Here is a 13,093-nt window from a genome sequence, read left to right on the forward strand (position 1 = left end):
AAAAAACAATGGCTTTATTCTCTGATAATGCTTTTTTGCATCACTGATTCGCTTTTCAGCTTACAGGTGTTAGCTATTTTCCTTGCAGTCTACCTATTCCTGAACAACAGGAAAAGAATATTTATCAAAAGTTGATAAGTTTGTGATAAAATCAAAAACTCACTACCTGTTTATCCAGTAGTGAGTTTCAAGTTAATTAACCGCCGCTAAGTTGGCTCAACAGCGATTTCATCCACTGATGCCCTTTATCTTTTGTTGTAGATTCGTGCCAAATCAAATAGCACGGACGGCTTACTTTATCCCATGGTAATGAAACAGCTCTTATTGCTAATTGTTCGCTGTAGTGTTCAACCAACCATCTTGGAGTGACCGCAACCAAATAGGTTTGAGAGACAATATGCAGCACACTATTCAAGTCAGTTCCCTGATAAACCACAGAATGCAGACGTTCTCCACAATCATAATAGGGGGCACTGAATGAACCGGCATTATCCAATGATACAACTGCATGATGTTCTTCATACAATTGCTGTTCACTAATACTATTTTCAATTCTTGGATGATTATTGGAAACGGCCAGGACCAACTCATCATTGAATAACGGGTAATGATGAAAATCCATACGTTCCAGCTGTGTATAGCTAATGACAAACTCAGTTTCCTGATACCTGAGCTGATGCTCAATATTATCATGCAGATATGATCGAATCGTAACACCCAGATTTGGTGTATTTTGTTTTACTTGTTCAACTATTTTTGCTGCCAGTCTAATATCTAAAGGGCTGCAAATTGAGAGATTAAAAACCCTGTCGCTATTATCAGGCTCAAAACCAACCCCAGGTAACTCATTATATACCAGCTGTAATGCCTGACGGACAGGACCAAATAATTGATGAGCCCTTGCCGTCGGTTGTATTCCACGCCCATAACGCACAAATAATTCGTCATTGAACATTAACTTCAAGCGAGAAACTGCATTACTGACAGCAGGTTGTGACATTCCCAATATCTGTGCCGCACGTGTTACATTCTGCATTTGCATCACTGCATCAAAAACAGTCAGCAGATTTAGATCCACATTGCGTAAATGAATTTCACTTGGATCTTTTTTGGTTGCAGTTACTGAGGTGTATTCAGCCATTGTTTAACTCCACTAAACTCATTCAGATGACCCCGGCTAATAACAAAACATCGGAAATACCTTCATTCATTACTCAGATATCACGATGACTTTTACTATTAACGAGATCAATTCTCTTAATCATTTTGATGATAAATAATTAAGACTCGTCCTTGTACAAATCTGAATACGCATAGCTAACCAGCGCATCCCCTTATTAATGTTAAAAATATATAATCTCAATTAGTAGAAAATGTAGATGCTCATTATTCATTCACAAAAAAGTACAATCATGTTAACAATTTATTCACCCTAGTATTCCGTATATGATGATAAAACAAAGAATGACCCAATTCATAATAAAATTACTGATTTATTATTATTAAACAATTTTACCAGAGTCATTATATTACAAAATTATTTTTTCAAAGATATATAACATAACTTCCTATTTATATCTATTTGTCAATGATAAACGGTGTTTTTTAGTAAAATACAAACCCACTTCCAGCTTCCAACACGAAAATACTTAATTTTAATTAATCAGTATAATGCGCTATTTTTATATAAATCTGAGTTTATCACTAAAGTCCAATCCGAACAAAAAAGGATAAAATAAAATCTTTTTAAATATAAACAGATCAACACTTCAATTTTCAACGATAGAAAAAGTAAAACCAAGAATCATATGCCTCAATGAATTCTTGACATCACTTTTAAGATAACGTATCAATAAAAGCATCCGAGTCCCAAACACTCATTAATACTTAATACTATTGAAAGGTTGGATCAGTATGATTCGCTCAATTTGTCTACTAAACCTACTACTAATCGTATCTGATATGCGCGGTATGCTGGTGGACAGAAGACAGAGTTGATTCAAAACGGAGTTGGTCCAAACCAGACATAAACAAGAACCCGCGCCATGCGCGGGTTTTTTTTACCTGCTGGGCGCAAAAAATAACCACGAGAGGAACATGATATGAGCCAGCAAGTTATTATCTTCGATACCACGTTACGTGATGGAGAGCAAGCATTACAAGCCAGTTTAAGTGTGAAAGAAAAACTTCAGATTGCATTGGCTTTGGAGAGAATGGGGGTGGATGTCATGGAAGTTGGTTTTCCGGTTTCCTCTCCCGGTGACTTTGAATCGGTACAGACGATCGCCAGGCAGATAAAAACCAGCCGTGTTTGCGCCTTAGCCCGTTGTGTAGAAAAAGACATTGATGTTGCCGCTGAAGCATTAAAAGTTGCGGAGGCTTTTCGAATTCACGTTTTCCTGGCTACCTCCAACTTACATATTGAATCCAAACTGAAAAAAACATTCGAAAATGTTATGGAGATGGCCGCTCAATCAATCAAACGGGCACGTCGTTACACTGATGATGTTGAATTCTCCTGCGAAGATGCCGGCCGCACACCAATTGATAATCTGTGCCGGATTGTTGAAAACGCCATCAAAGCAGGCGCAACGACGATTAACATTCCAGATACTGTCGGTTACACCACGCCCTATCAATTTGGTGGCATCATCACTAACTTGATCGAACGTGTTCCTAATATTGACAAGGCGATATTATCCGTACATTGCCACGATGATTTGGGGATGTCTGCCGCCAACTCTATCACTGCGGTACAATCTGGTGCCCGTCAGATAGAAGGAACGATGAATGGTCTGGGTGAGCGTGCCGGCAACTGCTCGCTGGAAGAAGTGATCATGACAATTAAAGTCCGCCAGCAAATGTTAGGCGTTTATACTAATATCAATCATCAAGAAATTTACCGTACCAGTCAGTTAGTCAGCCAATTATGTAATATGCCGATCCCCGCGAATAAAGCGATTGTTGGTAGCAATGCATTTTCTCACTCATCCGGTATTCATCAGGATGGCGTGCTGAAAAATCGCGAAACTTACGAAATTATGACGCCGGAATCCATCGGCCTGAAAGAAATTCAATTGAATCTGACTTCCCGTTCCGGTCGCGCCGCCGTGAAACACCGTATGGAAGAGATGGGGTATCAGGACAAAGATTACGATCTGGATAGCTTATACGAAGCCTTTTTACGTCTGGCAGATAAGAAAGGCCAGGTATTTGACTATGATTTGGAGGCGTTGGCTTTCATCAATCTGCAACATCAAGAACCAGAATTTTTCCATCTGGATAACTTTAATATCCAATCTGGCTCCAACGTGATAGCAACAGCAGCGGTACGTTTAGCATGTGGTAAAGAGATAAAATCAGAAGCAGCCACTGGTAACGGCCCGGTAGATGCTATCTATCAAGCAATCAACCGAATAACTGAATACCCGATTGAACTGGTTTCTTATCAATTATCGGGGAAAGGGCAAGGAAAAAAAGCGCTAGGTCAAGTCAATATCGTCGTCGAATGCTTTGAACGTCGCTTCCACGGCATGGGGCTCGAAACAGATATCGTTGAGTCTTCAGCCAAGGCAATGATTCATGTGATCAATAGTATCTGGCGCACAGAGCAAGTAAAGAAAGAGAAACAACGCATACAGAAAAATACAAAGGAAATGGTGTAAACATGTCGAACAGTTATCATATTGCAATTTTACCCGGTGATGGTATTGGCCCTGAAGTTATGGCGCAAGCTCATAAGATACTGGACGCAATCCGTAAGCGTTTCAATATCCGTATCACCACCAGCGAATATGATGTGGGTGGGATTGCTATCGATCGTCACGGCTGTCCACTGCCGGCAACAACCATAGCCGGTTGTGAACAGGCTGATGCCATATTGTTCGGTTCCGTGGGGGGGCCTAAATGGGAACATTTACCGCCAGCAGAACAACCTGAGCGCGGTGCGCTGTTGCCATTACGCAAACATTTCAAGCTGTTCAGCAACTTGCGCCCTGCCCGCTTATATGCCGGATTAGAAGTATTTTGTCCTTTACGCAGTGATATTGCAGCCAAAGGCTTTGATATTTTATGTGTCCGTGAATTAACCGGCGGTATCTATTTTGGTCAACCCAAAGGGCGTGAAGGCCAGGGTAAATATGAACGTGCGTTTGATACTGAGATTTATCACCGCTTTGAAATTGAGCGTATTGCCCGTATCGCCTTTGAATCAGCCCGCAAACGCCGTAATAAAGTGACATCTGTTGATAAAGCAAACGTGTTGCAAAGTTCCGTGTTGTGGCGGGAAGTGGTTACTGAGATTGCAAAAGAGTATTCAGATGTAGAAATCAACCACATGTATATTGATAATGCCACCATGCAGTTGATTAAAGATCCGTCGCAGTTTGATGTGCTGCTGTGCTCCAATATTTTCGGTGATATTTTATCCGATGAGTGCGCCATGATTACTGGCTCCATGGGCATGCTCCCTTCCGCTAGCCTAAACGAAAAAAGTTTTGGGCTGTATGAACCGGCTGGTGGCTCTGCACCGGACATTGCCGGAAAAGGCATTGCTAATCCGATAGCCCAGATCCTGTCTGCCGCTTTACTGTTGCGTTACAGCTTGGGTCATCATGATGCGGCGAATGCGATTGAACAGGCGGTTAACCATGTGCTGGAACAGGGCTATCGCACAACAGATTTAGCCGGAAATGGCAAAGCAATCAACACTGATGAAATGGGCAGCGTTATCGCCCGTTATGTAGCCGAGGGTATTTAACATGGCTAAGACTTTATATCAGAAATTATATGACGCTCATATTGTCCGGGAAGTCCCGAATGAAACCCCGTTACTCTATATTGATCGCCATTTGGTTCATGAAGTGACCTCCCCGCAGGCATTTGATGGTTTGCGCACAAAAGGCCGACCAGTGCACCAACCCGGTAAAACATTCGCAACAATGGATCATAACGTATCCACGCAGACAAAAGATATTAACGCCTGTGGTGACATGGCGCGTATTCAAATGCAGGAGTTGATGAAAAACTGTGCCGAATTTGGTATTACATTATATGACCTGAACCATCCCTATCAGGGAATTGTTCATGTCATCGGACCTGAACAAGGCATGACCCTGCCGGGAATGACGATCGTTTGTGGTGATTCCCATACTGCAACTCATGGCGCATTCGGCTCACTGGCTTTCGGTATTGGTACTTCTGAAGTTGAACACGTACTGGCCACCCAAACTCTGAAACAAGCCCGTGCTAAGACGATGAAAATCGAAGTGGTTGGTCATGTCGGTAATGCGATTACCGCCAAAGATATCGTTCTGGCAATCATCGGCAAAACAGGCAGCGCGGGGGGTACAGGTTATGTGGTTGAATTCTGTGGTAAAGCAATTGAAGCGCTGAGTATGGAAGGCCGTATGACCTTATGTAATATGGCAATTGAAATGGGCGCTAAAGCGGGTTTAGTCGCGCCAGATGAAACCACATTTACTTATATAAAAGGCCGTCAGTTCTCACCAAAAGGAGAACCGTGGGAACAAGCTGTTGCTTACTGGAAGACACTGAAATCCGATCCTGCTGCACAATATGACACAGTTGTTACTATTAATGCGGAAGAGATCTCGCCGCAGGTCACATGGGGAACAAACCCAGGGCAAGTCATCGCGATTGATCAAGCCATTCCCACACCGGAATCTTTCAGTGATCCTGTTGAACGTGCATCTGCTGAGAAAGCACTGGCTTATATGGATTTGAAACCGGGGATTAAGTTGACAGATGTGAAGATCGACAAAGTTTTCATCGGCTCCTGCACCAACTCCCGCATTGAAGATTTACGGGCTGCCGCAGCCATCGCACAAGGCCATAAAGTTGCACCAGGAGTTCAAGCGATCGTCGTTCCAGGATCGGGCCCCGTTCAGGCACAAGCAGAAGCAGAAGGTTTGGATAAGATTTTCATCAGTGCTGGTTTTGAATGGCGCTTACCGGGGTGTTCAATGTGCCTGGCAATGAATAATGACCGTCTGCAACCAGGTGAACGTTGTGCTTCTACCAGTAACCGCAACTTCGAAGGGCGTCAAGGGCGTGGTGGACGTACGCATTTGGTCAGCCCGGCAATGGCAGCAGCAGCAGCGATTAATGGTCATTTTATCGACATACGTCATCCGGCACAGAAGTCATAAAGGAGGAATTATGGAAATATTTATTCAACATACTGGGTTGGTCGCTCCTTTAGATACTGCAAACGTTGATACCGACGCCATTATTCCAAAACAATTTTTGCAGAAAGTTACTCGTACCGGGTTTGGTCAGCACCTGTTTCACGACTGGCGTTTCCTTGATGATGCAGGGCAGAAACCTAATCCTGAGTTCATATTAAACCAGCCCAGTTATCAGGGTGCCAGTATCCTTCTGGCGCGTGAAAACTTTGGTTGTGGTTCCTCCCGTGAACATGCCCCCTGGGCCTTGACGGATTACGGTTTTAAAGTGATTATCGCACCAAGTTTTGCGGATATTTTCTATAGTAACGCTTTCAACAACCCGTTACTGCCAGTGAAATTAGATGATAAAGATGTCGATGAACTATTTGAATTGGTTCAGCAAAACACAATTTGCCATTTTACCGTCGATCTGGAACAACAGAAAGTCCACGCTGGCAATAAAAGCTACGATTTTGAAATCGACAGCTTCCGACGTCACTGTATGATGAATGGTCTGGACAGCATCGGCCTGACATTACAACACCTGGATAGCATAATAGCCTACGAGCAGGAACAACCGGTTTTCCTGCGTTAACCTTTCCCTTTATTTATTCATCCCGTAGTTTTGTACTGCGGGATTTTTATATTATTGAAGTAGAAGATAAAAGGTAACCCTGCCCTACCTAACACGGACTCAGACCGCTACATTTTCCCGTTTTGAGCAATCTTTTAGTTGATCCGAAGGTCAGCCCCTGAGTCTTTGCTTTCCAAAAATAGAGGCTAGCCTAGCATATTAAAGAAATTACTAGGCAGAAACTGCAACTGTAGCTGGACAAATCTCTATCAATACCAGATTATGACTCATTTTAAGCTGATACGTAAAAAAGAGACTGTATAGAATAACAGTACGCATAATATACAATAAGAAAAAAAGCCAGTAAGCTTTCTTACTGGCTGGCAAATCACCATTACTCAAGAAAATTGGGGGAGAAGCCAGATTTCGTTCTGGCCTATTGAGCTACTTTCAATATGGATAATTATCGGCTAAATATAAGGAAATAAAAATTGATGAATAATACTCCGGAGTTCCTCTTTTATGCCCAGCCCACGTTTACAACAACAATTCATCCGATTATGGCAACACCACCAAGGAAAAGAAGCTGAAACAACGTTACAAGAGCTGGCAAATGTATTGCACTGTTCAAAGCGCCATATCCGCTCACTGCTCAACAATATGCAGAAAGCTGGCTGGTTACAGTGGCAGGCAGAGTCCGGTCGGGGAAAACGTTCTCAACTGAATTTCCTGCAAGATGGGAGAAAACTCCAGCAGCAACGGGCTGAAGAGCTGCTTGAACAACAGAACATTGAGAAACTGGTTCAGCTGGTTGGCGATAAAAATACCGTCCGTCAGATGGTGCTATCCCAGATTGAACGCCGTTTCCGTCAAGGAAAAAACTTACTGCGGATACTCTACTACCGCCCTTTCCCTAACTTGTTACCTGGATCACCTTTACGCCGTTCTGAAATTCATCTGGTCAGGCAGATATTTAATAGCCTGACACGTATAAATGAGGAAAATGGGGAACCAGAAGCTGATTTAGCTCATCATTGGCAACAGTTATCGTCAAATCATTGGCGCTTTTATCTGCGACCGGCCATCCATTTTCACCACGGCCGAGAATTACAGATGGAGGATGTCATTACTTCGATACAAAGGTTACGCCATCTGCCTCTTTTCTCTCATATTGATAAAGTCACCACCCCCACACCACACGTGATTGATATTTTTCTTTCAGAACCCGATCATTGGCTCCCTTCATTGATTGGCAGCCCACACGCCATGATTTTGCCTCAAGAGTGGCAGCAACTACCGAACTTCTCTCGTACGCCAGTAGGAACCGGTCCTTACCAGGTAATAAAAAACAGCTCACAGAAACTCCAAATTCGTGCCTTTGATAATTACTTTGGCTTTCGGGCGCTGATTGATGAGGTGAATATATGGATTCTGCCAGAATTAGCTGAGAAACTGGTTTGTACAACCCTGCATCTGGAAAGTGACAGCGCGGGTAATAACTCGTTAGAAAGCAGGATGGAAGAAGGCTGTTATTTCCTGCTGCATGACCACCGTTCGGCTCAATGCAGGCGAGAAGATGTTCGCCAATGGCTATGCAGCCTGTTAACACCAATAAATCTGTTAGCGCATTGTGACCCTTTTTATCAACGCCACTGGTCACCCGCATATGGTCTGTTACTGCGCTGGCATCACAGTAAGCTTATACCCGAGTTAAACAAACCAGAGGACATTACCCATCTGACCGTCACTCTTTATCATCAACATCACGAATACCACACAATCAGTCAGATCCTTCAGACCATACTGACCAAGTGTGGTGTCGAATTGAAAATCAATATTGTGGATTATGACACATGGTTCAATGGCAACGCCGAAAGTGACCTTTGGCTTTCTACCGCCAATTTTTATAATCCTCTGGAATTTTCGCTGTTCGCTACACTGTATGAGATACCATTATTGAAAAAATGTCTTGGTGATAACTTGAATAAAGAAGTATCACAATGGCGACAACAAGAATTGTCGCTTGAAGAGTGGTGCGAAAAAATAGTTGATGAACATTGGCTGTATCCGCTGTTCCACCACTGGCTTGAGTTACAAGGACAGCGAAGTATGCGAGGCGTCAAAATGAACACCTTTGGCTGGTTTGATTTCAAATCTGCCTGGTTTAACCCATTTGATTGTTCCTCTTCCTAAAGGAAGAGGAACCTTACTTCACAGAGACGTGCCTGACACGCAATGATGTGGCCCAGGACTTACCTTACTCTCTGGCGATCATGGTTTGTCTGTTAGCAACAAAACCACCTCTTTTCCTCTATGCCCAGAAAAACGAAATTTCCCAGAAGCTGATTGATGAAGGGTAATTCACAGAAAAAGCCAGAGTTATGAACATGCACAGGTGTACAAACCCGCTTTTATTCACTTTTTCTGTGGATATCTATGTGAAAAAGGCAGGGGTAATTCAGGTATAGCTTTATGTTATAAATTATCAATCTATAGACAGAAAATGAAATAGTATTTATTTTTCATTGAAATAGCAGCCATTTACCTCGCTATTTCAAACACCCATCACGGGCATAATGGATAACCTCAGTCGAAGAGAGCAAAAAACAACCAACAGCAATGTTATACACAGGTTATGCTTTTTAGTTAAGCAAAAAACAGGTTTTTTGTAGAAAAAATTGTTAGTCAAACCTGTAAATCAAACCAGTGATCTCATTTTTGTCTACTTATCCCATAAAACTGTGGATAACATGGTGTAAGATCCTGTTCATTATTACCAGCAATAGGTGAACAACAGGACCACTCAATCTTACAATACTTGAAACAGCAATAAAAAATGTTTGTATATCATGCTATTATCACTTTATTAGTTATTGCATAAAACCCAGATTTATTACTCACAGAGACCAAGGCTATTTTTTGACCTAAAGAATGGATATCCCAAATGAACACACTTTTTTCCCCTCCTCTTCCACCGGATAATGAGCAGCAGTTGCTTGAATGCGCCCACCATCTAGCGGGTTTATCAATGGGAGAATTGGCGGCAAAAGCAAATTTACCGATCCCCCCCAATCTGAAACGGGATAAAGGCTGGGTAGGCATGTTGTTAGAATATTATCTCGGTGCCAGTGCCGGCAGTAAACCAGAGCAGGATTTCGAACATATCGGTGTTGAACTTAAAACTATCCCTGTAAACGGAAGAGGTTATCCATTAGAAACAACATTTGTCTGCGTTGCACCATTGACAGGAAACAGTGGTATTACCTGGGAAAGCTGTCACGTCAGGCGCAAATTATCGCGGGTGCTATGGATACCCGTTGAAGGTGAACGGGAAATTCCTTTAGCTAAACGCCGGGTTGGTTCCCCCTTGTTATGGAGTCCCAATAAAGAAGAAGAAGAGTTACTGCGTCATGACTGGGAGGAATTGATGGATCTTATCGTACTTGGCAAAGTAGAGAGCGTGACGGCCCGTCATGGTGAAGTATTACAGTTACGCCCTAAGGCAGCTAACAGCAAGGCATTAACCGAGGCAATCGGAGCACACGGCCAGCCTATTATGACGCTGCCCCGGGGGTTCTATCTGAGGAAAAATTTTACGGCCCCACTACTGGCCCGTCATTTCCTGATTTAACGTTGATCTCCGACTGGTTTTTTCATTGATATACTTACCTTGCACTCAATCATGCGTATAATTGAGTCTTTATCTTAAGGTTTTAATAAGCAATGTTAGAATGGATTGCTGATCCCCATGCTTGGATGGCACTTGCCACCCTGACAATTCTGGAAATCGTTTTAGGGATTGATAACATTATCTTTTTGTCACTTGTTGTGGCAAAACTCCCTACCCATCAACAAAATAAAGCACGCAAAATCGGGCTGATGGGCGCGATGCTAATGCGCCTGGGGCTGCTGGCATCTATTGCCTGGGTTATCCGGCTGACCTACCCGATATTAACGGTTTTTGAACATGATGTTTCTGCCCGGGACCTAATCTTATTCTTTGGCGGCCTGTTCCTGATATGGAAAGCCAGTAAAGAGATTCACGAAGCCATTGAAGGGGGCAATGAAGAAGGCTTAAAACGCCCTGTTCACTCTTTCTTCAGTGCTATTATCCAGATCATGCTGCTGGACATTATTTTCAGCCTGGATTCCGTCATCACCGCTGTTGGTCTGTCCGATCATCTGTTTATTATGATGGCGGCAGTTATCATAGCAGTCGGGGTTATGATGTTGGCAGCTCGTCCTATCGGCGAATTCGTTGACCGTCACCCCTCAGTAAAAATGCTGGCGCTGTCATTCCTAATCCTTGTGGGCTTTACCCTTATTCTGGAAGGCGTACAGGTGCACATCCCTAGAGGTTATATCTATTTTGCGATGTTCTTCTCAATGGCAGTAGAAACACTGAATCTGATGCGAGGGAAAAAGAAGAAGAAAGAAAATGAGTAATGGCTCTGCAATAGCGCTAAAAACATCATTTTCTATGTAGCAAAAAATCGCCGGTTATGCCGGCGTTTTTTGTTATACTTAGCTAATCTAGCCAAGTTATAGGAATCTCATTATGACTGTCCAAGCAAATATGCATGAAGCTAAAAGTAACCTAAGCCAGTTAGCAGATAAGGCTGTTGGTGGTGAAGTTGTCATTATAGCCAAAGCTGGAAAACCTTATGTCCAGCTTGTACCAATCACCCAACAAAACAGAGTTCCTGGAGGATTCGAAGATCTTATTACGATAGAAGAGGATTTTTTTAATGCAGATCGAGAAATTCAGTTCATGTTTGAAGGTGACAAATGAAACGTTTGCTGCTCGATACACATGTTTTCATCTGGTGGCTTACCAATGACCCGAAACTAGGACCGATTACGCGGAACATTTTGTCCAAAGGGACAAACACTGTGTATGTCAGTGCTGTTACACCTTGGGAGATATCTATTAAACGCTCTATCGGTAAACTGGACTTCAGAGCCGACTTTGAAATTGCTATGGAGAAAAACAGCTTCTTCCCGCTATCTATATCACATGCCCATGCGGAGCATGCTGGAAACTTACCACGCCATCATGGTGATCCTTTTGACAGGATGCTCATTGTTCAATCTTCTATGGAAGGGCTAACACTGATTTCAGCTGATAGTATTTTCTCTCAATATGGCATTCGGTTAATTGATGCTCGTATGTGAAAAATGATGAAAGTGTAGTGGTCAAATAATACCTGAACTTTAGGGAATAAATTTACAACTCGCTATAAGCTATTGACTATCCCCTAAAGCTATTATCAGAGCAGAAGAATTTTAGACCATCTTCTTAGCCGCCTGTAAATAAAGCATCTCCAGCGCGATAGTCGCACCTGCCAGAGCGGTAATCTCGGACTGGTCATAAGCTGGAGCCACTTCTACCACATCCATACCCACAATATCCAGCGGTTGTAAACCACGCAGTAGTTTCAAGGCACGATCGGTTGTCAAGCCACCAATTACCGGTGTACCGGTACCGGGTGCAAAAGCAGGATCAAGACAATCGATATCAAAAGTCAGATAAACCGGCATATCGCCAACAGTCTCTTTTATCTGAGCAACCAAATCATTCACATCACGGTCATTAACCTGAGCGGCATCCAACACCGTAAAACCATCGTCCTGACCATGTTCAGTACGGATACCAATCTGTACTGAATGATGTGGGTCGATCAACCCTTCGTTTGGCGCATGATAGAACATGGTGCCGTGATCAAATTTGCTGCCGTTTGGATAGGTATCAGAATGAGCGTCAAAATGAATCAAAGCCATTTTACCGAAATGTTTGGCATGAGCGCGCAACAAAGGCAAAGTAATGAAGTGGTCACCGCCAAACGAGAGCATACGCTTACCGGAAGCCAGCAGTTTTTCAGCATGAGCCTGTAACTTATCACTCATATTCTGAGCATCACCAAAGTCGAAGACCAAATCACCACAATCCACCACGTTCAGATGATTGCGTAATTTAAAATCCCACGGCCAACGGCTGCTTTCCCACGCCAGGTTGGTAGAAACCTGACGAATAGCCGCAGGCCCGTGGCGACTGCCTGAACGGCCTGATGTTGCCATATCAAATGGCACCCCGGTAATCACCCACTCTGCATCGCTGGAATACGGCTGGAAGTTCAGCGGAAAGCGCAGGAAACCGAAAGCATTAGAAACCAAAGAGTTATCTTGTTGATTGCCCAAGGTATTTATTGTCATGATATATCCTCAATAGTCTCCCGACAGAGTAAAGCCATTTCCAGAATAAATACTCAAGGCGATGACGAAATGGGGTATCGCTGAAAGAACCCCATATTCATGTATCCTTGATATTTAA

11 protein-coding genes are annotated in these 13,093 nt (G+C 43.1%); 9 read left to right on the plus strand and 2 right to left on the minus strand.

The features are described 5' to 3' along the window. Positions 1 to 196 precede the first annotated feature (196 nt). Positions 197 to 1,141 carry a transcriptional regulator LeuO gene (gene leuO, locus ACUN2T_RS18935; RefSeq protein ID WP_445494542.1) on the minus strand — a complete coding sequence of 315 codons (945 nt, stop codon included), beginning with the start codon at positions 1,139 to 1,141 and terminating at the stop codon, positions 197 to 199. Positions 1,142 to 2,102: 961 nt separating this feature from the next. Here leuO and leuA point away from each other — a divergent pair. The 9 genes from leuA (at position 2,103) to ACUN2T_RS18980 (ending at position 11,937) form a co-directional block, all read left to right on the plus strand. Next, on the plus strand, positions 2,103 to 3,665 hold the full coding sequence (gene leuA / locus ACUN2T_RS18940) for a 2-isopropylmalate synthase (protein ID WP_445494543.1): 1,563 nt from the start codon (positions 2,103 to 2,105) through the stop codon (positions 3,663 to 3,665). 2 nt (positions 3,666 to 3,667) lie between these two features. Beyond that, on the plus strand, positions 3,668 to 4,759 hold the full coding sequence (gene leuB, locus ACUN2T_RS18945) for a 3-isopropylmalate dehydrogenase (protein ID WP_445494544.1): 1,092 nt from the start codon (positions 3,668 to 3,670) through the stop codon (positions 4,757 to 4,759). Between the two features lies 1 nt (position 4,760). After that, entirely contained in the window at positions 4,761 to 6,170 is a 1,410-nt protein-coding gene (leuC, locus tag ACUN2T_RS18950) for a 3-isopropylmalate dehydratase large subunit (RefSeq protein WP_445494545.1), read from the plus strand. A gap of 7 nt (positions 6,171 to 6,177) precedes the next feature. Continuing rightward, positions 6,178 to 6,783: a 3-isopropylmalate dehydratase small subunit gene (leuD, locus tag ACUN2T_RS18955; protein WP_445497928.1), complete on the plus strand. Its 606-nt coding sequence runs from the start codon at positions 6,178 to 6,180 to the stop codon at positions 6,781 to 6,783. Positions 6,784 to 7,284: 501 nt separating this feature from the next. Continuing rightward, complete coding sequence (sgrR, locus tag ACUN2T_RS18960; RefSeq protein ID WP_445494546.1) at positions 7,285 to 8,955, plus strand: HTH-type transcriptional regulator SgrR; 1,671 nt, start codon at positions 7,285 to 7,287, stop codon at positions 8,953 to 8,955. A gap of 751 nt (positions 8,956 to 9,706) precedes the next feature. Beyond that, a complete protein-coding gene (gene mutH, locus ACUN2T_RS18965) occupies positions 9,707 to 10,393 on the plus strand; it encodes a DNA mismatch repair endonuclease MutH (RefSeq protein WP_445494547.1) in 687 nt (228 codons plus the stop codon). A gap of 92 nt (positions 10,394 to 10,485) precedes the next feature. Beyond that, positions 10,486 to 11,208, plus strand: a complete 723-nt coding sequence (locus ACUN2T_RS18970; RefSeq protein ID WP_445494548.1) for a TerC family protein — start codon at positions 10,486 to 10,488, stop codon at positions 11,206 to 11,208. Positions 11,209 to 11,320: 112 nt separating this feature from the next. Then, positions 11,321 to 11,554, plus strand: a complete 234-nt coding sequence (locus ACUN2T_RS18975) for a type II toxin-antitoxin system Phd/YefM family antitoxin (protein ID WP_133814846.1) — start codon at positions 11,321 to 11,323, stop codon at positions 11,552 to 11,554. Further along, entirely contained in the window at positions 11,551 to 11,937 is a 387-nt protein-coding gene (locus ACUN2T_RS18980; protein ID WP_387464848.1) for a type II toxin-antitoxin system VapC family toxin, read from the plus strand. Before ACUN2T_RS18975 ends, ACUN2T_RS18980 begins: the two co-directional genes overlap by 4 nt. Positions 11,938 to 12,048: 111 nt before the next feature. Here ACUN2T_RS18980 and speB read toward each other — a convergent pair whose 3' ends face one another. Next, positions 12,049 to 12,975: an agmatinase gene (speB, locus tag ACUN2T_RS18985; protein ID WP_445494549.1), complete on the minus strand. Its 927-nt coding sequence runs from the start codon at positions 12,973 to 12,975 to the stop codon at positions 12,049 to 12,051. Positions 12,976 to 13,093: the final 118 nt, after the last annotated feature.

The sequence above is a fragment of the Photorhabdus machadonis genome (assembly GCF_052657765.1).

What these genes read in the sequence shown, in the direction of transcription:
- leuO (WP_445494542.1), bottom strand. Translation starts at nt 1,141, where the DNA reads ATGGCTGAATACACCTCAGTAACTGCAACCAAAAAAGATCCAAGTGAA.
- leuA (WP_445494543.1), top strand. Translation starts at nt 2,103, where the DNA reads ATGAGCCAGCAAGTTATTATCTTCGATACCACGTTACGTGATGGAGAG.
- leuB (WP_445494544.1), top strand. Translation starts at nt 3,668, where the DNA reads ATGTCGAACAGTTATCATATTGCAATTTTACCCGGTGATGGTATTGGC.
- leuC (WP_445494545.1), top strand. Translation starts at nt 4,761, where the DNA reads ATGGCTAAGACTTTATATCAGAAATTATATGACGCTCATATTGTCCGG.
- sgrR (WP_445494546.1), top strand. Translation starts at nt 7,285, where the DNA reads ATGCCCAGCCCACGTTTACAACAACAATTCATCCGATTATGGCAACAC.
- mutH (WP_445494547.1), top strand. Translation starts at nt 9,707, where the DNA reads ATGAACACACTTTTTTCCCCTCCTCTTCCACCGGATAATGAGCAGCAG.
- ACUN2T_RS18970 (WP_445494548.1), top strand. Translation starts at nt 10,486, where the DNA reads ATGTTAGAATGGATTGCTGATCCCCATGCTTGGATGGCACTTGCCACC.
- ACUN2T_RS18975 (WP_133814846.1), top strand. Translation starts at nt 11,321, where the DNA reads ATGACTGTCCAAGCAAATATGCATGAAGCTAAAAGTAACCTAAGCCAG.
- ACUN2T_RS18980 (WP_387464848.1), top strand. Translation starts at nt 11,551, where the DNA reads ATGAAACGTTTGCTGCTCGATACACATGTTTTCATCTGGTGGCTTACC.
- speB (WP_445494549.1), bottom strand. Translation starts at nt 12,975, where the DNA reads ATGACAATAAATACCTTGGGCAATCAACAAGATAACTCTTTGGTTTCT.